The following is a 19,928-nucleotide window of genomic DNA, read 5'->3' as shown; positions in this document are numbered from 1 at the left end:
CCCTTCATGACGGATGTGCAGAGGAGCGCCGGCGCTCCGGTCCGGCCCAATGTACACGCCACCGATGACCGTGTCGTGAGTCGTTACCGCGGTTGACGACGCGGTCGCAGTCGGGCGTTCGGCAGCTTCGGCGCCGGAAGCGGCGCGTCGGGTTCGTGCGCGGGCAGACCGAACCTGCCGGGTCCGGGCGTGTCGCGTTCCGGGGAGGATTCGACCCCGTGGGTGCTCGGATCCCCGACGCCGACGGCCGCGAGTTCGGCCTGCCACGCCGACCGCGCCTGCGCGACCTCCTCGTGAGAGCGACCCACGAGGTTCCACCACATGATGATCTCTTCGTCGAACCGGGGACCGCCGATCAGGAGGATCCGGCTCCCGGCCTCGCCGGCGGATACGCGGATCGTCCGCGCACCTGGTGCGAGGTAGGCGAGCTCGTGCGGCTGCACCGGGCAGGAGTGCGCGGAGTCGTCACCGCTGCTGCGGACTGCCGCGACGGTGACGGACCCGCTGTCGACGAGCACCCCGTGCTCGAACGCGGCGTCGACATCGAGCGTCAGTGCCGCACCCGGATCGAGCCGGATCTCGGCCCCCACGAGCGGCGTGTGCGTCGCGACGGGGGAGGTGTCGCCGAGCAACGATCCGAGGAACACCTGCGCGCTCCAGTCGTCCCCGCGGAGCACGGGGGGAGCGTAGTGCTCGAACCCTTTCGGCCCGTTGCGCGTCGCATCCGGCAGGGCGACCCAGAGTTGCGCGCCGTGCAACACGCGGGTGTCCGGGGTCGAGCGCTCGGAGTGACTGATACCGGCGCCCGCCGTCATGAGATTCAGTTCTCCGGGACGGACGGTGGCGTGGTATCCGGCGCTGTCGCGGTGCTCGATCTCGCCCGAGAAGAGCCAGCTCACCGTCTGCAACCCCGTGTGCGGGTGCGCGGGGACGTTCATGCCACCGGTGGCGGCGACGTCGTCCGGTCCGTAGTGGTCCAGGAAGCACCAGGCGCCGATCAGCGACCGCGCCCGCTGGGGGAGGGTGCGCCGCACGTTCATGGCGCGCAGACCGCCGAGCGGCACGTCGCGCGGTGCGAGCAGCTCGACATTGTGCGTACCGGATGCTCCGGCGGTGCAGCGCGTCTCGGTGGGGTGCGGATCGGGGTTGCTCATATCCGCACCATAACCGATCGGGTCGTCAGCGCACCCGCACCCGCAGGATCGTGTCGAGCAGTCCCTCGGCCGCCTGCCGCTTCGTGCCGGACACGGTGCGCAGCACGTCGTCGTGCGCGTCGATCAGGTGCAGAGTGTTCTGCTCCTGTTCGAAGCCGGCGCTCCACCCCACCTCGTTGACGGCGAGCAGGTCCACGCCCTTGCGCTCGCGCTTGCGGCGTCCGCGCTCGAGCAGTTCGTCCGTCGAATCCGCGGTCTCCGCGGCGAAGCCCACGATCGTCTGCCCGGGCCAGCGGTCGGCGGCGAGACCCTGCAGGATGTCAGGGTTCTGCACCAGCTGCAGGGTGGGAGCCCCGTCGGGGTGATCCTCTTTGCGGATCTTCTGATCGGACGCGCCGTCGACCCGATAGTCGGACACCGCTGCGGTCATGACGATCACGTCGGCGCTCTCGGCGCGGGCGGTGAGCTCGCGCTCGAGGTCATCGGCCGAACTGACGGCGGTCACGGCGATGCCCGGGTGCGCCTCGACGTCGGCGAGGATCGCCGCGTCGATGTTCGCCGCGAGGAGCGTCACGTCGGCACCCCGGTCCGCTGCGGCAACGGCGATGGCGACCCCCTGCCTGCCGCTCGAACGGTTGCCGATGAAGCGCACCGGGTCGATGGGTTCTCGCGTTCCGCCGGCGCTCACGAGCATCGACATGCCGTCGAGATCGAGGATCGCGCGTGTTTCTCCGGCGTCCGGGGCCGGGGCGGGGGCCGGGGTCTCAGGTTCGGCAGCGACGTGCGGCTCCGGGGTGGCGACGCCGTCGAGCAGCGCGAGCGCGGTTTCGGCGATCCGGTCGGGTTCGGTCATGCGTCCTGGCCCGCTGTCGGTTCCCGTGAGTCGCCCGACCTCGGGACCGATCACGTGCACGCCGCGCGCACGCAGAGTGGCGATGTTATGCACGGTCGCGGGGTGCTCCCACATCTCGGTGTGCATCGCGGGTGCCACGAGCACGGGCGCTCGCGTCGCGAGCAGGGTCGTGCCGAGCAGGTCGTCGGCGATCCCCGCGGTCATGCGCGCCAGCGTGTTCGCCGTCGCCGGTGCGACGACCACGAGGTCGGCTCGCTGACCGAGCGCGACGTGGCGCACTTCGGGAACATCATCGTGCACGGAGGTGGTGACCGGGTTCCGGCTGATCGCCTCCCAGGTCGGGGTGCCCACGAACCGCAGGGCGTCCTCGGTCGGAACGACGTGCACGTCGTGGCCGGCCTCGACGAACGCGCGGGCGAGCATCACGGACTTGTATGCGGCGATGCCGCCGGTGACTCCCAAGACGATGAACACGTCCCTATTCTTGCATCAGGGTCGAGTGCGGGCGTGGTACTGAGCGATCACGCCCGATGGGCGCGGGTGCATCGTGGCGACCGTGGGCACGGTCCACCGCGGCAGGTCGCCGGTGAGCGCCCAGGTCGCCTGTCGTGCCGCACCGATCGCGACGTACTCCGCCTGCTCGGGCACGTCGATCGGTGCGGTGAAGATGTGCCGCGCGACCTCGCGCACCGCGGGGTTGCGGGCGGCACCGCCGATGAGCATGAGCCGGTCGGCCGGGACGCCGAGGCGCAGCAGCGCCGCGAGCCCGTCTGAGAGTCCGCACAGCATCCCCTCGACGAACGCTCGGGCGAGGTGCTCGGGTTGGGTGTTCGCGAGAGTCATGCCCTCGAGCCTGGCGGTCGCATCGGGCAGGTTCGGGGTGCGCTCGCCTTCGAAGTAGGGGATCACGGTGAGGCCGGCGGCACCGGGCACGGAACGCAGCGCGAGCGCGGCGACCTCGTCGTGATCGGCCCGGAGCGCCCGGGACGCCGCGGTGAGCACCCTGGCTGCGTTGAGGGTCGCGACGAGCGGCAGGTGCCCGCCGGTCGCCGACGCGAATCCGGCGACGGTGCCGGTCGGATCCTGGATCGTGCGGTCCGTCGAGGCGAAGACGGTTCCGGAGGTGCCGATGGACACGACGACATCTCCGGGACCGGCGTCGAGTCCGAGTGCCGCGGCGGCGTTGTCGCCGGCACCGGCGCCGACCAGGATCCCGTCGGGCGTCGTGCCCGCGCTCTCGTGCGGGCCGAGGATGCGAGGCAGCACGACGTCATGCGCGTCGGTCGCCGGTGACCCGGCGGCACGGCACGGGCGACCGAACGCCTGCTGGAACAGTTCAGCGTCGTACGCGCGCCCGAATGCCGAGAAGTACGCGGTGCCGCTCGCGTCGGACGCATCGGTGGTGAGTGCCTCGAGATCCGCGCCCCGCGGACTCCCGTCAGGGCCGTAGCCGAGCAGGCGCCACGTGAGCCAGTCGTGGGGGAGCGCGACCGCGGCGATGCGATCCGCATTCCGGGGTTCGTGGGTGCGGACCCACCGCAGCTTCGCCGCGGTGAACGACGCGACCGGGACCACGCCGCTGCGCGACGCGTACTCGTCCGCACCGACCTCGTGGACGAGCTGTTCGGCGCTCTCCCCGCTGCGCGTGTCGTTCCAGAGCAGCGCATCGCGCACGACGCGTCCGTCGGCGTCGAGGGCGACCAGACCGTGCTGCTGCCCGGCGATGCTCACCGCCGCGACGTCGTCGAGTCCGCCGGCTGCGGTGCAGGCGGACGTGAGCGCCTGCCACCAGGCGTCGGGATGCACCTCCGTGCCTTCGGGATGCACCGCGGTGCCGTCGCGCAACCGCTCCCCGGTGACGGGATCGATGATGACCACTTTGCAGCTCTGCGTGGACGAGTCGATCCCTGCCACGTACCGGCGTCCAGCGCTCATGCGAGAGCCTCCTCGGATGTCTGGTCGGTCTCGGCGAGCGCATCGGCGAGCGCCGCGTCCATGATGACGACGTCGAGAATGCCGGCCGCCGCAGCCGCACGCACCGCGGTCGCGCGTTCGCGCCCGTATGCCACACCGACCGTCGTGCCGGCGCGGCGCAGCTGTTCGAGGGTGACCGCGATGACTCGGTCGTCGATCGTGGGCACGGGGCTGCCATCGTGTGCGATGAGTCTGCCCGACGTCTCGGCGACCGCTCCGGCGGCGCGGGCCGCCTCGCGATCCGCCGGCCCGCACTTCTGCCAGACGGAGGAGAGGCCGGCCTCCCAGGAGCCCACGGAGACGACCGCGATGTCGAGGTCGTCGGCCGCCCGCTGAGCGCTTGCGATCTCGGGCAGCGCGACGAGATCGGCGGCGGTCTCGGGCGCCGAGACCAGGAGCGGCGCGTACAGGCGTATGACCTCGATGGCCGGATCCTGCCCGAGTCGTGTGAAGAGGTTCTGGCTCGGCGGGGTGTCGACGAGTTGCAGGGCGCCGGCGATCTGCACGACCGTGCCGCGCGGAAGCGCGGGTGCGTACGCGGCGGCGGCATCGAGGGTGCGCGACCAGGCGATGCCGAGTCGTTGACCGGGACGCGCGTGCCGGTCGAGATACCCGAGCGCCGCCCGCCCCATGGTGACGGCGGTGTCCTCGCGCGCGTCGTCGATGACGATGACGTCCCGAACCCCGAGATCGGCGGCGAGGGCGCGTCCGCGCTCATCCGCCTCGGCGGCCCCGGATTCGATGGAGATGGTCACCACTCCGGTCTCGACGGCCTCCTGGAGCAGTCGGGCGACCTGGAACCGGCTGAGGTCGAAGTCGTCGGCGATCTGGACTTTCGAGCGCCCCTCCACGTAGTAGGCGCGCGCGAGTTGGGTGAGTAGGCGGCGCTGCTGCGCGCTGGGTGTCGCGACCATGCGACCTCCTGCTCGAAGTTGGGGGATCGGGAAGTGATCAAATGATACCTCTTGCACATCTGAGGTCCAGCTGACAACATGGATCTCACTTGAGCGCTTCATCTCAGGTGTGCATACGTGTGAATCCGAGGAGCGCGGCGGCAGCGAGGCCGGGTCCCCGCCGTGGTCGTGCGGACGAGAAAGGTTGGGACATGCAACGCAGGAAGTCGACGGTGGTCGCCTCGGGAGCCATGCTGGGAGTCGCCGCACTCGCGCTGACCGCATGCGGTGGCGCCGGCGGTGCCGGTGGAGGCAGCGGCGACGGGGGAACCGTCAATGTACTCATGGTGAACAACCCTCAGATGGAGGATCTGCAGCGACTCACCGCGGATCACTTCACCGAGCAGACCGGCATCACCGTGAACTACACGGTGCTGCCCGAGAACGAAGTCCGCGCCAAGATGGGGCAGGAGTTCTCCGCGCAGGCCGGACAGTACGATGTCGCCTCGCTCTCGAACTACGAGATCCCGAACTATGCGGCGAACGGCTGGCTGACGCCGCTCGACGAGGGCGTCGCCGACGCGGACGGGTTCGATCCGGACGACATCCTGCAGCCCATGACCGACTCCCTCACCTACGAGGACGAGCTCTACGGCGTTCCCTTCTACGGCGAGGGCTCGTTCCTGATGTACCGCACCGACCTCTTCGAGGAGGCCGGTGCGACCATGCCGGAGAACCCGACCTGGGACGAGGTCGCCGACCTGGCCGCCCAGCTCGACGGATCGGGCGACGGCGTGAGCGGCATCTGCTTGAGAGGGCTTCCGGGGTGGGGCGAGATGTTCGCACCGCTCACCACTGTCGTGAACACCTTCGGCGGCACGTGGTTCGACGAGGACTGGAACGCGCAGGTCGACAGTCCGGAGTTCACCGAAGCCGTCGAGTTCTACGTCAACCTGGTGAAGGAGCACGGGCAGGCCGGGGCGGCGCAGTCGGGGTACACCGAGTGCCTCACGAACCTTCAGCAGGGCAATGTGGCCATGTGGTACGACTCCACCGCCGCGACCGGCACGCTCGAAGCGGATGATTCACCGGTCCAGGGCCAGATCGGATACGCCCCCGCTCCCGTGAAGGAGACCGAGTCGAGCTCCTGGCTCTACACCTGGGCGTGGGGCATCCAGGCCGCGGGCCAGAACCAGGACGAGGCGAAGCAGTTCGTCGCCTGGGCGTCCTCCAGCGAGTACGAAGAGCTGGTCGCCGAGGAGCTCGGCTGGCAGCACGTTCCGGCTGGCAAGCGGCACTCCACCTACGAGAACCCGGAGTACCAGGAAGCGGCAGCACCGTTCTACGCCCAGACCGAGGCGGCGATCGAGTCGGCCGACCCCATCGACCCCGGTGTGCAGCCGCGACCGACGCTCGGCGTGCAGATCGTGGCGATCCCCGAATGGGCGAGCCTGGCCACCGGGGTGTCCGAGAGCATCAGCTCCGCGATCGCCGGCGATTCCTCGATCCCGAACGCGCTGTCGCAGGGGCAGTCCGAGGCCGAGAAGATCGCCGAGAAGTACCGCGACGCGGATTCCTGATCACCTCGGGGGTGCGCCGGGCAATGACCCGGTGCACCCCCGACCCATGGAGGTTCTGATGACCGTACTGTCGAGAGTCGAGTCGCACGAGACCGGCACGCGCCCGGCCCCGACGAGCGCACCGCCGCGGGCGCCCCGTCGGTCCGATGGGCGGGCGCGCTGGGCGCGTCGTCTCCCCATGCTCCCCGCACTGATCTTCGTCATCGTCGTGACCCAGGTGCCGTTCCTCGTGACGATCCTGATCTCGTTCACGAACTGGCACGCCGCGTACCCGAACGACATCTTCTTCGGCACGCTCGAGAACTATCGGACGGTGTTCACGAACGCCAACCTGCTCCGCGCCGTCGGTGTGACGGCCGGGCTCACCGCCGGCGTCGTCGTCGTGTCCGCGGTGCTCGGCATGGGGATCGCCCTGCTGCTCGACCGGAAGTTCTTCGGGCGGGGCCTCGTCCGCACGCTCATGATCACGCCCTTCCTGGTCGTACCGGTCGCCGCGGCCCTGCTCTTCAAGCACGCGATCCTGAACCCGTCGTACGGGCTGCTCAACGGCATGCTCACGCTCGTCTTCGGTGAGAACGCGCCGCAACCCGACATCATGAGCACGCAGCCGCTGCTCGCGATCGGCGTCGTGCTGGTGTGGCAGTGGACGCCGTTCATGATGCTCATCATGCTCGCCGGCCTCCAGTCGCGACCGCTCGATGCCTATGAAGCGGCCGTGATCGATGGTGCGGGGCCGTGGCAGGCGTTCCGGTTCATCACGATGCCGCACATGCGCCGCTACATCGAACTCGCCGCGCTGCTCGGCACCATCTACATCGTGCAGAACTTCGACACGGTGTTCACCATGACGTCGGGCGGTCTCGGCACCGCGAATCTGCCCTACGTGATCTATCAGGAGTTCTTCGTCGCGCAGAACTACGGCGTCTCGTCCGCCGTCGGCGTGATCGTGGTGATCGCCTCGCTGCTCATCGCGATGTTCGCGCTCCGCACCGTCTCGACCCTGCTGAAGGAGGAGCACGCATGAGCGACTCACTGGGAACGGCGACCTCGGTCTCGCTGCGTGTGCCCGGACGGTCGGCGCCGAAGCGGCGCCCCGCGACCGGTGCGCCCGGCCGACGTCGCGTCGGCGGTGCGCTGCTCGGCCTGCTCGCCTGGGTGGTGGCGCTCATCTTCGTCACCCCGCTCCTCTGGATGCTGCTCACGAGCCTCCACGCGGAGACCGACGCCTCCACCAATCCGCCGAGCTTCTTCGCGCCGCTCACCCTCGACTCGTACGCGAACTTCTTCGGGGCGAACGGCGGGGTGAACCCCTGGCCGTTCATGATCAACTCGGCGGTCGCCGCCGTGGTGTCGACACTGATCGTGCTCGTCCTCGCGACCATGGCCGCCTATGCGCTGGCGATCCGCCGCATCACCCGGTGGTCGGACGTGCTCTTCTTCCTACTCTCGACAAAGATGCTGCCGATGGTGGCGGGCCTGCTCCCGGTCTACCTCATCGCGCGTTCGATCGGGATCCTCGATACCTGGTTGCTGCTCATCATCATCTACTCGGCCATGAACCTGCCGATCGCGGTGTGGATGATGCGGTCGTTCCTCGCGGAGGTGCCGGTGGAAGTCCTCGAAGCCGCCGAGCTCGACGGCGCCAGGCTGCCCCGTGTCTTCGTGCAGATCCTGCTCCCGTTGACCGGTCCCGGCCTCGCCGCCACCGCGCTCATCTGCTTCATCTTCAGCTGGAACGAGCTGCTCTTCGCCTCGGTGCTCACCTCGACGTCGGCCGCGACCGCTCCGGTCTTCCTCACGAGCTTCGTGACCTCGCAGGGCCTCTTCCTGTCGCAGGTGTGCGCGGCCTCGCTCATCATCTCGGTGCCGGTGCTGATCGCCGGCATCGCCGCCCAGGACAAACTCGTGCAGGGCTTGTCCATGGGCGCCATCAAATAAGCCACGACCCCTGGAAGGTGCTCATGACCACTCCGCACGCTGCAACGACCGCAGCACCGATCCGGCTCGACTCGTCCGCGCTTCCCGAACTCGAGCGCCGGGGCATGCGCGTGCCGGGCTACGACCGGACCGCGCTCACCCCGGGCATCGTCCACTTCGGGGTCGGCGGGTTCCACCGGGCGCACATGGCTGCGGTGCTGGACGACCTGCACGAGACGGGCGCCGCGACGGAATGGGGGATCGTGGGTGCCGGCGTGCTGCCGGCGGACGCCCGCATCCGAGACGCGCTGCAGAGCCAGGACTGCCTGTACACGCTGACGCTCAAGCACGCCGATGGCACGCGCGAGCGACGGGTCGTGGGCTCGATCATCGACTACCTGCTGGGTCCCGATGACCCGGAGGCCCTGCTCGGTCTGCTCAGCGACCCCCGGATCCGCATCGTGTCGCTCACCGTGACCGAGGGCGGGTACAACGTGCACCCGGTCACCGGTGCGTTCGTCGCCGACGACGCCGCGATCGTCGCCGATGTCGCCGCGCTGACCTCAGGCGAGGCGCCCGGAACGGTGTTCGGGTACGTGACCGAGGCGCTGCGGAGGCGCCGTGCCGCGGGGATCGACGCGTTCACCGTGCAGTCCTGCGACAACATCGCCGGCAACGGCGACGTCGCCCGCACTATGTTCGGCGCCTTCGCGCGACTCGTCGATCCGGATCTGGCCGACTGGATCGCGGATCGCGTCGCCTTCCCGAACGCGATGGTCGACCGCATCACGCCGGTCACGACCGATGCCGACCGTGCGGAACTCGTCACCGCCACCGGCGTCGAGGACGCGTGGCCGGTCGTCGCCGAACCGTTCTTCCAGTGGGTGCTCGAAGACCGTTTCGGCGTGGGGCGGCCTCCGTACGAGCGGGCGGCAGTCCAGGTGGTCGACGAGGTGGAACCCTACGAGCGGATGAAGCTCCGCCTGCTCAACGCCTCCCACCAGGGCATCGCCTACTTCGGCACGCTCGCCGGGTTCGCGCTCGTGCACGAGGCGATGGCATCCGAGGACTTCCCGAGGTTCCTCCGCCGCTACATGCGCGAGGAAGGGGTGCCCTCGCTCGACCCGGTGCCCGGGATCGATCTCGACGACTACGTCGAGACGCTGCTCGCGAGGTTCGCGAACCCCGAAGTGCGCGACACCACCGCGCGGCTCGCCGCCGAATCCTCGGATCGGATCCCGAAGTGGCTCGTGCCCGTGATCGTCGACAACCTCGACAGCGGTGCCCCGGTGGACGTCTCCGCGGCGATCTGCGCCTCGTGGGCGCGATACGCGGAGGGCGTGGACGAGCACGGACACGGGATCGAGATCGTGGACCGATATGCGGACTCGGTGCACGCCGTGGCACGCACCCAGGAGGAGGATCCACTGGCCTTCCTGCGCCAGGAGCAGTTCTTCGGTGATCTCGCGACGAAGCCCGCGTTCACCGAGCCCTACCTGACGGCGCTCGCATCAGTGCACGCGCGCGGCGCGGCGGAGACGGTGCGACGTCTCGGAGACGGCGAACCGCTCTGACCGGGCGATAGACTCGCGGCGTGTGCACGGTCATCGTCGAGGTTCCGCATCGCGTGGACGCGCCGACGCGGGTGCTGGCGGTGCGCGATGAGGATCCGGGACGTGCATGGGACCCGCCGGGCCCGTGGTGGTCGGACCAGTTTCCCGGGGTGGTCGGCGTGCGGGATCGCCTGGCGGGCGGCGCGTGGCTCGCAGCCGCACCCGAGTCTGGGCGGCTGGCCGTGATCCTGAATCGATCGGAGCCGGTGGCGCCGCCGATCGGGGCTGAGCTCGGCTCGCGCGGCGCGATTCCGCTCGATGCGGTCACCGGTCGTCCTGTCGCCCATCCTCCGCTGACCCAGAGTTTCAACCTCGTCGAGGTGCATGCCGGGTCGACGCGGGTGGCCGTGTGGAACGGCGTGCAGATTGCGGCGCGGCAGCTCGCTCCCGGGGTCCACATGCTCGCGCATCACGCGGTCGATGATCCGGGCACGGCGCGCATCCGTCGCTGGCTGCCCGACTTCCGCGCCGTGGCGGGTTTGCCGCCGCACGCGTGGCGCGACGCCTGGGTCGACGTGCTCGCGCGCAGTGCCGAACTGCCAGCCGACGACGACCGCGCGATCGTGCGCGACAATCGGACGCACGGGTTCCCGACGCAGACCCTGCTCGCTTGCACTGCCGAGGTCCGCACGGATGCGGTCGACCTCGGAGTGGTGCTGAGCGGGGATGCCGCCGAGGCCGAGCGGCTCAGCCTGCGGCGATGAGCAACTCGGCGAGTGCCGCGGCGTCGCCGACGATCGCGTCGGGCCGTCGCAGCGCGGGGAACGGCAGATCCCAGGTGCCCGACGCCTCCATGAGCACATTGCCGCCGACACCGGCCCGCCAGCCGCACAGCACATCGCGGTCGAAGTTGTCGCCGACGTACCAGCAGTCGTCGATGGAGAGGTCGAGCGCCGCGGCACCCCGCGACAGCAGATCGGGGTTGGGTTTGCGGAGGCCCGCCTCGTCGCTGTAGATCTGCGCGCCGAACAGGGGAGCGAGCCCCGCGTCGTCGATGAATGCGCGGTAGACGGAGGCGCCGAGCGTGTTGCTCACGATGCCGACGGCGTGCCCGCGCTCGACCGCCATCGACACGAAGTCGACCATTCCGGGACGCAGTGCACGGTCCTCGCGCAGTCTCACGAGGTCTGCGCACAGCGCCTGCGCGTGCGTCACGACCTGCGCGCGCAGCGACGTCGGCCAGTCGGCCGCGATGAAGTCGCCCCACAGCGTCGCGTAGGGGAGCTCGGTCGGGTGGCGCGGTCGCGACATCGCGTTCTTCCAGCGGGAGTCGGCTCGAGTGCCCGCGAGAATGTCGGTACGCACCCGCTCGGGTGAGAGTTCCGAGTGCCCGTCGATGATCGCGAGCCGGTCGCACACGATGCCGGTGAGCTCATCGACCCAGTGCGGCCGTGCAGCGGTTTCGGCGATGACACCCCCGAAGTCGAGGAGGATGCCGGCCGGGCGGCGGAGGACGCGCCCGCTGACGGATCGGTCGTGAACGGGAGCGTGGTCGTCGGTGCTCATGCGTGTCGGTCCTCTCACCGGTTGTGAATGCGCCAGAAGTCGGCCCAGTCCTGAGCGCGGAAATAGTCGCTCTCGAGACTCGCCGAGTCGAAGACCAGGATCTCGTCCCAGACCGCCGCGACACCCGAGGGCTCGTCGTCGGGTATCGGCACCGTCGTGTTCGTCGAGATCTTTCCGTCCGCCACCTGCGGTCCGATGCCCGCCTCGGTGAGCATGTACCTGATGAAGAGCTTCGCCGCGTTGGGCGACGCCGTTCCGGTCGCGATCACGCCGGCCTTCGTGTACGCGAGCCCGGCCCACGGGTCGAGACCCGAGCAGATCGCCAGCGCGTACCCTTTCTCGGCGTTGTCGCGGAACTTCGCCGCGCTCATGATGCCGATGAACGGGTTCTCCTGGCCGGGTGCTCCCACGGCCGCCGCGGAATCGTCATCGTCATTCGTCACGAGCGGCTTCGACTCCGCGAGCCGTTTCACCCACTCGGCCGTCGCGCTCTCCTCCACCGTCTCGAGCGGTTCACCGTATGCATCGGCGTAGGCGTCCGCGACCTCGGCGTCGTGGTTCTCCTCCATCTGGTTGTACCAACTGGTCTGGTACGCGTAGAGCAGCGGGTCAGGAGTGACGAATCGATCGCTGAACGGCCCGTCCGTGAGCTGCCAGATGTTGTCGATCGGACACCCGTCGGGGGAGGCCTCGGTGTTGTAGGCGATAAGCATGGGCTCCTGAGTGACCATGAGGGGTTCCTGGAACTCGGCGGGAACCTCATCGACGAGATCGGGCGGCATCCACGACGTGACGACCTCCTGCGGAATCAGATCGGCGACGGCGGCCTCCGAGGCGGTCATGAGCAGCACATCGGTGCGCACCGATCCGGCCTGCGCTTCGCGCGAGGCGATCTCGACCTGTTCTTGTCCAGTGAGCTTCGTGCCGGTGGTCGGGATGCCGTACTCCGCTTCGAAGGCGGCCGCGATGTCGACGATCTTTCCCGTGGTGTCCGAGACGACGAGCGGTCCCTCGTCCTGCGCCGCCGCGATGAGCGCCTCGAGCGAGTAGTCCTCGTCGGGAATCCCGAGATCGACCGTCCGCACCGAGATCTCCTGGGTCGACGACGGCGCGCAGCCGGAGAGCGCGAGCATCACGATCGACGCCGAGGCGAGCGCGCAGGAGGCATGGGCGCGACCGGTCCGCCGCCTCACGCGCGATCACCCGATCGGTCGAAGACGTGCACGTCGGCGGCGTCGATGCCCAGCCGCACACGCGCACCGACCGGTGCGCCGAGCGGCACGCTCGTGGTGCCGAACACCCGTCGTCCGTCCGCGTCGAATTCGAGGATCCAGCTGCCTCCGGTCGGCAGCACCGCCGTGAGCGTCGCGGGCATCGCGAGGGCTCCCGGCGCGGACTCCGCACCCGCGTCGATCACGCGCACGGACTCCGGGCGGAATCCGATGGACGCAGCATCCGAGACATCGCGGTCGGCGACGCACTGCGCGGCCGCAGCGCGTGCGGCGTCCGCGGTGCCCGTGCCCGCGTCCTTGCCCGCGGGTGCGCTGTCCGGGTGCGCCAGCTCGACGATGTTGATCGGCGGATTCCCGACGAACTCGGCGACGAAACGGTTCGCCGGGCGACCGTAGATCTCCTCGGGGCTGCCGACCTGCTGCAGAACCCCATCGTTCATCACCGCGATCGAGGTCGCGAGCGTCATCGCCTCCCACTGATCATGGGTCACGAATACGATCGTCGTTCCGAACTCGTCGTGCAGCCGTTTCAACTCCGCGCGCATTTCGAGACGCAGACGCGAATCGAGGTTCGAGAGCGGTTCGTCGAGCAGCAGTACCTCGGGTTGCACCGCGAGCGTGCGGGCGAGCGCGACGCGCTGCTGCTGTCCACCCGAGAGCTCAGAGGGGTAGCGGTCTGCGAGCGCGTCGATCCCGAGCGTGCGCATGACCCGCTGCACGCGGTCACCGCGTTCTCGGCGACCGCGGCGCTGCAGGGACAGGCCGAAGTCCACGTTCTGGGCGACCGTGAGATGCGGCCAGAGCGCATAGCTCTGGAAGACGAGACCCATCCCGCGGCGCTCGGCCGGAACGAACACGCCGGCGTCCACGTCGTCGAGCACGCGGTCACCGACGGCGATGCGTCCACCGGTGGGGTGCTCGAGGCCCGCGATCATGCGCAGCGTCGTCGTCTTGCCGCACCCCGACGGACCGAGCACGCACATGAACTCGCCGTCGGCGACCGTGAGATTGAGGTCGCGCACCGCGAGCGGGTCGCGTGCGGATCCGTATCGCTTCGCGAGGCGGGTGAGCGTGATGTCGGGCATGGGAGTCCTTCGATCAGATGCCGTCGGCGAGGCTGCTGCGGGTCAGGCGCTGTCCGAGCAGCGTTCCGAAGAACGCGACCGCAGCGATGATGAGCACGACGGCGTTCGCCGCCTGGGTGAAGCCGTAGTCGACGAGTCGCAGCGAGTACGTCGTGAGGAGGTCCGTGCCCGGCACAGCAAGCACGACCACCAGACTGAGCCCCTTCACGCCCGAGATGAAGGGCATGAGCACCCCGGCGGCGAGCGAGCTCCGCTGCACGGGCACCACGATGCGGGTCATGCGGCGCCACCACCCGGCTCCGGCGACCTGCGCCGCCTCTTCGAGGTCGGTGCCGAGCTGCGTCATCGAGGTGATGCCCGCACGCGACGCGAACGGCATCTGCTCGGCCGTCAACGCGATCACGAGGATGAGCGCGGTCCCGTACAGTGCGGGAACGGGGCCGCGCGGGACCGCGAAGAGCGAGAGGTACGCCACCGCGAATGCGATGCCGGGCACGAGGTAGGGGAGGAAGGTGACCTGACGCAGGAAGCCGCCGAGCAGCCGGAAGGGCGAACGCACGACGACGTACCCGACGAGCAGGCCGAGCAGACCCGCGCTGAGGGAGGCCGTGCCGACGATCCAGAGCGTGTTCCACGCGGCGGCCCAGAGCTCGGGAGTGCGCAGGACGCCCTGCGCGAGGCCGACGGTGCCGATGTCGGTCCCCGCCCAGAAGTCGAGCGTGAAGTTGTCCCAGCGGAACACGCCGGGCCGGCGCATGACCGTCGACAGGAGCAGGGTGAGGATCGGCACGGCGACGCTCACGACGAACACCGCGGCGGCCCAGGCCCCGAGCGGGGCGCGGAAACGGCCGAGGGCGATTCGCCGGTGCTTCGCGCTCTTGCCGCCGATCGTGACGAAGCGCTTCCCTTCGCGCAGCAGGAGGAGATCGACGAGGAGCGAGATCATGCCGATCAGGATGATCGCGCCGGCGAGCACCGCGGACGTGCCGATCTGCCCGGTCGCGAACGCCTGGTAGAGCGAGGTGGAGAGCACGGTGAAGTCCGCCGGGCTGCCGAGCACGTAGGCGACGCCGAAGTCGCCGATGCACTTCGCGAAGATCAGGGTGATCGCCGACAGCAGGGCCGGGCGCATGAGGGGAAGGGTGATGCGTCGCGCGATGGTCGCGGGACGAGCCCCGAGCATGCGCGCCGACTCCTCGAACTGCGAGTCGAAGCTGCGCAGGGCGTTGCCGAGCAGCAGGATCACGAACGGCGCGTAGTGCAGTCCGAGGACCACGGAGATCGGGAACCAGCCGTAGGCGAGCCAGTCGGGCGGCGTGAGGCCGACGGCTTCGAGCCAACCCAGTTGACCGCCGGTCGTGCGGTTCTTGAAGAGCGTGGTCCATGCGAGAGCGAGCGTCCACGAGGGCAGCATGTAGGGCACGATGAGCGCGGTCGAGAACCACCGTCTCCCGGGAAGGTCGGTGCGGCTGAGCAACCAGGCGAGTGACCCGCCGACCGCCAGCGCGATCGCGATGGCCGCGACGGCGATGCCGAGCGTGCCGAGGAGCGGACCCCAGAAGATGTCCGCTGCGAGCGGCGAGGTGAACACGCGGTCGAGGTAGTAGGTCGTGGCGCTCGCGAACTCGGCGCCGGCCCGCGTTTCATCCCGTGCCTGCACCCGGAAGGCATCGCTGAGCATCGCGATGATCGGCACCACGATGAGATAGGTGAACAGTGCGGCGGCGAGCAGGCCGATCACCGTGGTCGGCTGGCTCAGCGCGATGCGGGTGCGGTAGCGGGCGCGGCCGGCGGGTCGAGTCGCCGATGCATGGGGCTGCACGTCGTGCGTCATCGCGCCACCTCTGACCCCACCCGCTCCGCTCGACCGTGATTCCGGGGCCCGCGTGGCCGCACCGGCGAAAACCTCAGCCTACCAAGCGGGCCCCGCGATCCGAGCGGGATCACGGGGCCCGTGAGGGGTCTGGCTAGTCCGTGCGCGTCTGCGCCGGGTGGCGTCGCTCGACCGAGGCGCCCTCCACGTCCACGTCGGGCAGGATGCGCGAGAGCCAGCGCGGCAGCCACCAGGCCGACTTGCCGAACAGGTGCATCAGCGACGGCACGATGAGCATGCGCACGACGAAGGCGTCGAACAGCACGCCGATCGCGAGACCGAACCCGAGCGGGCGCACCATCGCCATGTGCGAGAAGATGAACCCGCCGAACACGGACACCATGATGATCGCGGCCGCGGTCACGACGGCGCGGCCGTTGCGGAGCCCCTCGGTGACGGCCACCCGGGCGGGGGAGCCGTGGGCGTACGCCTCGCGCATGCCGCTGACGAGGAACAGCTGATAGTCCATCGCGAGGCCGAAGAGCACGCCCATGATGATGATCGGCGCGAAGCTCAGCAGGGGCCCGGTCGTCTCGACGCCGAACACCGGACCCAGCCAGCCCCACTGGTACACCGCCACCATGGCGCCGAAGGCCGCAACCAGGGAGAGCACGTAGCCGCCCGTGGCGATGAGCGGGACGAGGATCGAGCGGAACACCAGGATCATGATGAGGAGCGACAGCCCGACGACCACCGCGAGGTAGATCGGCAGCACGTTCGCGAGCTTCTCGGAGATGTCGATGTTGGCGCTCGCCTGCCCGGCGACGCCGAGTTGCGCGTCGCCCGCCTCACCCGCCTCGAGCGAGCCGAGATCGCGCAGGTCGTGCACGAGGGTCTCCGTGGATTCGCTCGACGGACCATCCGTCGGGATCACCTGGAAGAGGAGGAAGTCGCGCGCATCACTGGTGGACGCGGGTGCCACGGCCTGCACGTGCGGCTGCGCGAGCAGTTCATCCGCGAGGTCGGCCTGCACCGTGGTCAGATCGTCCTCGGCGATGGGGGTGTCGGTCTGCGCCGTCACGATGATCGGCCCGTTCTGGCCGGCACCGAACGCCTCGGTCGTCGTCTCGTAGGCGCGGTACTGAGTCGTATCGCTCGCCTCGACGGAGGCGTCGGGCAGTCCGAGACGCATGTCGAGGGCCGGAATCGCCACGATGAGCAGGCCGGCGGCTGCGCCGATGAGTCGGAGCCAAGCCGCGCCGGTGCGCATCGGCTTGGCCTCGCGTGCGACGTGATGAGCGGCGCCGATCTGGGCGCGGGCGCGCCGGTTGAGCAACCGCGTGCCGACGAGTCCGAGCAGCGCGGGTGTGAGCGTCACCGAGATGAGCACGGCGACCAACACGCAGACGGCGCCGACCGTGCCCATGACGCCGAGGAAGCCGATGCCGGTGACGTTGAGCGCGAGCAGGGCGACGATGACGGTGGATCCGGCGAACACGACCGCGTTGCCCGACGTGCCGTTCGCGAGCCCGATGGATTCGCGCACGTCCATGCCCTGCAGCAGCTGCCGTCGATGCCGGTTGATGATGAAGAGGGAGTAGTCGATGCCGACCGCGAGCCCGAGCATGACGCCGAGCACCGGGGTCACCGAGGACATCTCGATGAGGTCGGAGAACGCGAGCGCTCCGGCCACGCCGACGCCGACGCCGATGATGGAGGCGAAGAGCGGCATGAGGGCCGGCAGGATCACGCGGAGCATGATGACGAGCACCAGGAGTGCGACGACCACGCCGATGATCTCGCCCGGTCCGAGGAGACCGTCGGTGGTCTGGTTGATCTCGCTCGACGAATCGATGGCGACACCATCGACCGAGGTCGCGGCGAGGGTGTCGACGACCGAGGTGCGCACCTCTTCGGGCAGGTTGAACTGGTCTTCACTGAAGAGCACCATGCCGAGCGCGACATCGCCCTCGGTGGAGACGGTGCGGATCTCGGCGGCGGCATCGAAGAGGCGCTGCCCGGCATCGAGCTGCGCGGCCTCGGTCTCGAGATCCTGCGCTCCCGATTCGAGTTCGGTGCGGTTCTCATCGATCTCGGTCTGCTGCGTATCGAGCGCGTCGAGCTGCGCCTGCACCTGCGCGGCTGCTTCGGGTCCCGCCTGCTCGGCCTGCGCGAGCGCGCCCTCGAGCTGTTCGCGCCCGGAGTCGAGCTGCTCCTGTCCCGATTCGAGCTGTTCCCGACCGTCCGCGAGCTGCTCGCGCGCGTCGGCGATCTGCTGGGCCCCGTCGTCGAGCTGCTGCGCCTGATCCGCGCGATCCGCCTCGGTCTCGAAGGGGTTGATCACCGATTCGACGCCGTCGAGCGCGGCGATATCGGTGAGGAGGTCGTTGATCCCGGACTGCTGCTGATCGCTGAACTCGCCCCCGTTCTCGGTCTCGAAGACGACAGTGCCCTGCACACCCGCGGTCTCGCCGAGCTCGTCCTCGATCACGTCGCTCACGCGAGTGGTTTCGGTGCCGGGAATGCTGAAGCTGGTCGCGAGCGCCCCGCCGAACGCGAAGAACGACCCGGCGGCGACGCCGAGTGCGAGGAGCCAGCCGACGAGGACGAGCCACGCGCGACGTGCGGAGAACTGGCCGAGTCGGTAGAGGAGTTGTGCCACGCGGGGGCGCCTTTCGGGACGGGTGCGGAGTGCGGAGTCTGCCGGCGAATGCACCGGTCGCAGCGGACCGGATTTGAGACGGTTGTACACTAATGGACGCGTGTCCGAAAACACTGAGAGGGGCCCGGACATCGTGAAAGGATGAGCGTATGGATCCTCGCATTCTGCGCACGCGCGGCGCACTCCAGCGCGCGTTGCTCGGTCTCGTGCGCGATCGGGATCTCGACGACATCACGGTCGCCGATATCGTCGAGCGGGCGGGGGTGACGCGCAGCAGCTTCTATCTGCACTACGCCGACAAAGACGGGCTGCTCGCCGACGCGCTCGACGCGTTCGCCGAGGCGGAGGGCGCCGAACTGCCCGCGCTGCTCGAGCTGCTGGGTGAACCGCCGCAGGCGCTCGAAGCGTACCTGCGCCACTTCGATCAGCACGCCGAGCTCTATCGACGCGTGCTCGGGGACCACGGGTCCGCCGTCGCCGTCGCGCGACTCAGTCGGCGCATCGAGCAGCTCGCATTCGGCGCCCTCGAATCCACCGGCACCGACGCATTCCCCGGGGTGCCGATCGACGTCGCCGCAGCGGGACTCGCCGGGACCGTGGTCGGCGTGCTCCGGGCGTGGGTGGCTCGGGATCCTCGGCCTCCGGTCGAGGAGTGCGCCGAGTGGCTCTGGCAGGTGCTCATCGGTCCTGGCGGGGCGTGGGAGTCGATGGCGGGCGCGCGGGTCTGACCGACCTACTTCGCCAGCACGGCGCGCAGCTCCTCGGTCACGGCGCGGACGCGGGCACTGCGCTGAGACTGGCCGAGTGAGAACAGGGAGATGTTCAACGTCGGGACGGGATCCGAGATCTCGAGCACGACGACCGGGTCGCCGCCGTAGGTCCGGTCCGTGAGCGGGCGTTGATTGAGGATCGAGGATCCGAGCCCCTTCGCGACCATCGAACGGACGGTTTCGTAGTTCGAACTCCGATACCTGACGCGAGGCGTGACGCCTGCGTGCAGCAGCACGCCGAGGAAGTAGTCGAAGCTGCCGGGCAGGTCGAGCAGGATGAGGTCGTCGTCCGCCAGCTCGGCGAGTGCGACCGACCCGCGGCTCGCGAGGGGGTGATCCGCGTGCACCAGCACGTGGGGGCGCGCCTCACCGACCACCTCGGAGGGCAGCCCCTCGCGGTGGGTGTAGTCGTAGTTGATGGCGAGGTCCGCCTGGCCGGCACGGAGCGCCGCGAGATTCTCGGCGTAGTCGCCCTCGGTGATCTCGATCGTCAGTCCGGGGTGACGTTCGCTCAACCGCTGCACGAGCGTCGGCAGGATGAACGGTCCGAACGTGGTGAAGCAGGCGAGGCGCAGCGTGCCGCGCACCTCCTCCTGATCCTCCCTGATGGCATCGATGGACTCCGTGAGGAGATCGAAGATGTCCCGACTGTCCTGCAGCAGCTTCTCACCGGCGCGGGTGAGCACCAGCCCTTTCGAGTGCTGCCGCACGAACAGGGTCGCGCCGAGCGTCTGCTCGAGATGACTGATCGCCGTCGACACCGCGGACTGCGCGACGTGCAACTCCTGACTGGCGGCCGTCATGTTGAGGTGACGGGCGCAGGCGGTGAAGTAGGTCAGCTGGTTCAGGGTGATGGAAAATCGGTCGGCCACGGGG

At 69.4% G+C, this 19,928-nt stretch carries 16 protein-coding genes; 6 read left to right on the top strand and 10 right to left on the bottom strand.

The features are described 5' to 3' along the window. Positions 1-83 precede the first annotated feature (83 nt). From J4H85_RS12325 to J4H85_RS12310, 4 genes are read right to left on the bottom strand one after another with little or no spacing between them, the layout of a single operon-like run. Complete coding sequence (locus J4H85_RS12325; protein WP_208240063.1) at positions 84-1,154, bottom strand: pirin family protein; 1,071 nt, start codon at positions 1,152-1,154, stop codon at positions 84-86. Between the two features lie 25 nt (positions 1,155-1,179). Continuing rightward, positions 1,180-2,481 carry a bifunctional phosphopantothenoylcysteine decarboxylase/phosphopantothenate synthase gene (locus J4H85_RS12320; protein ID WP_208240062.1) on the bottom strand — a complete coding sequence of 434 codons (1,302 nt, stop codon included), beginning with the start codon at positions 2,479-2,481 and terminating at the stop codon, positions 1,180-1,182. 15 nt (positions 2,482-2,496) lie between these two features. Next, complete coding sequence (locus J4H85_RS12315) at positions 2,497-3,942, bottom strand: xylulokinase (RefSeq protein ID WP_208240060.1); 1,446 nt, start codon at positions 3,940-3,942, stop codon at positions 2,497-2,499. Further along, positions 3,939-4,895 carry a sugar-binding domain-containing protein gene (locus J4H85_RS12310; protein WP_208240058.1) on the bottom strand — a complete coding sequence of 319 codons (957 nt, stop codon included), beginning with the start codon at positions 4,893-4,895 and terminating at the stop codon, positions 3,939-3,941. The genes J4H85_RS12315 and J4H85_RS12310 overlap by 4 nt, the downstream gene beginning before the upstream one ends. 191 nt (positions 4,896-5,086) lie before the next feature. Between J4H85_RS12310 and J4H85_RS12305 the strand changes: the two genes are divergently transcribed. From J4H85_RS12305 to J4H85_RS12285, 5 genes are read left to right on the top strand one after another with little or no spacing between them, the layout of a single operon-like run. Then, the gene (locus tag J4H85_RS12305; protein WP_208240056.1) at positions 5,087-6,454 is read left to right on the top strand and encodes an ABC transporter substrate-binding protein; all 1,368 of its coding nucleotides are present in this window, start codon (positions 5,087-5,089) and stop codon (positions 6,452-6,454) included. Positions 6,455-6,512: 58 nt separating this feature from the next. Next, the gene (locus tag J4H85_RS12300; protein WP_208240054.1) at positions 6,513-7,478 is read left to right on the top strand and encodes a carbohydrate ABC transporter permease; all 966 of its coding nucleotides are present in this window, start codon (positions 6,513-6,515) and stop codon (positions 7,476-7,478) included. After that, entirely contained in the window at positions 7,475-8,392 is a 918-nt protein-coding gene (locus J4H85_RS12295) for a carbohydrate ABC transporter permease (RefSeq protein ID WP_208240052.1), read from the top strand. Before J4H85_RS12300 ends, J4H85_RS12295 begins: the two co-directional genes overlap by 4 nt. A 23-nt stretch (positions 8,393-8,415) precedes the next feature. Beyond that, a complete protein-coding gene (locus J4H85_RS12290; RefSeq protein WP_208240050.1) occupies positions 8,416-9,945 on the top strand; it encodes a mannitol dehydrogenase family protein in 1,530 nt (509 codons plus the stop codon). A 20-nt stretch (positions 9,946-9,965) separates the two neighbouring features. Beyond that, positions 9,966-10,688, top strand: a complete 723-nt coding sequence (locus J4H85_RS12285) for an NRDE family protein (RefSeq protein ID WP_208240048.1) — start codon at positions 9,966-9,968, stop codon at positions 10,686-10,688. On the opposite strand, the gene J4H85_RS12280 is transcribed toward J4H85_RS12285, so the two are convergent. From J4H85_RS12280 to J4H85_RS12260, 5 genes are all read right to left on the bottom strand, one after another. After that, on the bottom strand, positions 10,672-11,490 hold the full coding sequence (locus J4H85_RS12280) for an HAD family hydrolase (RefSeq protein WP_208240039.1): 819 nt from the start codon (positions 11,488-11,490) through the stop codon (positions 10,672-10,674). The genes J4H85_RS12285 and J4H85_RS12280 overlap by 17 nt on opposite strands. A 14-nt stretch (positions 11,491-11,504) precedes the next feature. Beyond that, positions 11,505-12,683, bottom strand: coding sequence for an ABC transporter substrate-binding protein (locus J4H85_RS12275; protein ID WP_208240037.1), 1,179 nt, complete (start codon positions 12,681-12,683; stop codon positions 11,505-11,507). After that, positions 12,680-13,807 (bottom strand): ABC transporter ATP-binding protein, encoded by a 1,128-nt coding sequence (locus tag J4H85_RS12270; RefSeq protein WP_208240035.1) that lies wholly within the window; start codon positions 13,805-13,807, stop codon positions 12,680-12,682. Before J4H85_RS12270 ends, J4H85_RS12275 begins: the two co-directional genes overlap by 4 nt. Positions 13,808-13,820: 13 nt before the next feature. Continuing rightward, a complete protein-coding gene (locus J4H85_RS12265) occupies positions 13,821-15,641 on the bottom strand; it encodes an ABC transporter permease (protein ID WP_208240034.1) in 1,821 nt (606 codons plus the stop codon). 133 nt (positions 15,642-15,774) lie between these two features. Next, positions 15,775-18,282, bottom strand: coding sequence for an MMPL family transporter (locus J4H85_RS12260; protein ID WP_208240032.1), 2,508 nt, complete (start codon positions 18,280-18,282; stop codon positions 15,775-15,777). 149 nt (positions 18,283-18,431) lie between these two features. Here J4H85_RS12260 and J4H85_RS12255 point away from each other — a divergent pair, with 149 nt between their 5' ends. Continuing rightward, positions 18,432-19,010, top strand: coding sequence for a TetR/AcrR family transcriptional regulator (locus J4H85_RS12255; RefSeq protein ID WP_208240023.1), 579 nt, complete (start codon positions 18,432-18,434; stop codon positions 19,008-19,010). A 5-nt stretch (positions 19,011-19,015) separates the two neighbouring features. Here J4H85_RS12255 and J4H85_RS12250 read toward each other — a convergent pair whose 3' ends face one another. Next, the gene (locus J4H85_RS12250; RefSeq protein ID WP_208240020.1) at positions 19,016-19,924 is read right to left on the bottom strand and encodes a LysR substrate-binding domain-containing protein; all 909 of its coding nucleotides are present in this window, start codon (positions 19,922-19,924) and stop codon (positions 19,016-19,018) included. Positions 19,925-19,928: the final 4 nt, after the last annotated feature.

Source organism: Leucobacter tardus, from assembly GCF_017583045.1.
Taxonomy (GTDB): domain Bacteria; phylum Actinomycetota; class Actinomycetes; order Actinomycetales; family Microbacteriaceae; genus Leucobacter; species Leucobacter tardus.
Note: the sequence above shows the minus strand (reverse complement) of the source record. Positions and strands in the feature narration are given on the sequence as shown.

Coding starts and splice junctions, on each gene's coding strand:
- J4H85_RS12305 (WP_208240056.1), top strand. CDS start 5,087: ATGCAACGCAGGAAGTCGACGGTGGTCGCCTCGGGAGCCATGCTGGGA.
- J4H85_RS12290 (WP_208240050.1), top strand. CDS start 8,416: ATGACCACTCCGCACGCTGCAACGACCGCAGCACCGATCCGGCTCGAC.
- J4H85_RS12255 (WP_208240023.1), top strand. CDS start 18,432: ATGGATCCTCGCATTCTGCGCACGCGCGGCGCACTCCAGCGCGCGTTG.
- J4H85_RS12315 (WP_208240060.1), bottom strand. CDS start 3,942: ATGAGCGCTGGACGCCGGTACGTGGCAGGGATCGACTCGTCCACGCAG.
- J4H85_RS12270 (WP_208240035.1), bottom strand. CDS start 13,807: ATGCCCGACATCACGCTCACCCGCCTCGCGAAGCGATACGGATCCGCA.
- J4H85_RS12295 (WP_208240052.1), top strand. CDS start 7,475: ATGAGCGACTCACTGGGAACGGCGACCTCGGTCTCGCTGCGTGTGCCC.
- J4H85_RS12280 (WP_208240039.1), bottom strand. CDS start 11,490: ATGAGCACCGACGACCACGCTCCCGTTCACGACCGATCCGTCAGCGGG.
- J4H85_RS12265 (WP_208240034.1), bottom strand. CDS start 15,641: ATGACGCACGACGTGCAGCCCCATGCATCGGCGACTCGACCCGCCGGC.
- J4H85_RS12325 (WP_208240063.1), bottom strand. CDS start 1,154: ATGAGCAACCCCGATCCGCACCCCACCGAGACGCGCTGCACCGCCGGA.
- J4H85_RS12310 (WP_208240058.1), bottom strand. CDS start 4,895: ATGGTCGCGACACCCAGCGCGCAGCAGCGCCGCCTACTCACCCAACTC.
- J4H85_RS12300 (WP_208240054.1), top strand. CDS start 6,513: ATGACCGTACTGTCGAGAGTCGAGTCGCACGAGACCGGCACGCGCCCG.